Here is a 337-nt window from a genome sequence, read left to right as displayed (position 1 = left end):
AACTTCAGTAGCAAGAGAAAGATTAATCACAGAACAAACAGGTGTTGTAATTAACTGTAAAGACATGAGAGAATTTCTTGCAGGATGAGCAATCTTATCAAAAATAGTAGAACAACCATTAGAATTAACATGAACATTAACTAAATATGGTGTACATGTTAAGGTACATGGTGCATGTAATACTGGTCAAGATGGAGCGATAAGATTAGTTATTTCAAGATCTTTAGTAGAAAATGAAAATGAATTAAATGATGAATTAAGAGAAGCTGAATTCTAAACAAGAGATTCACGTATGATTGAAAGAAAAAAATACGAGAAGAAAAAAGCAAGAATAAGC

The 337-nt window shown here is 30.3% G+C and carries 1 pseudogene; it reads left to right on the top strand.

Annotated elements, in window-relative coordinates:
* Positions 1–337, top strand: a pseudogene (gene rpsI / locus AYC60_RS08225) (30S ribosomal protein S9); the annotation flags it as partial.

This window comes from Streptobacillus felis, assembly GCF_001559775.1.
Taxonomy (GTDB): Bacteria; Fusobacteriota; Fusobacteriia; order Fusobacteriales; family Leptotrichiaceae; genus Streptobacillus; species Streptobacillus felis.
Note: the sequence above shows the minus strand (reverse complement) of the source record. Positions and strands in the feature narration are given on the sequence as shown.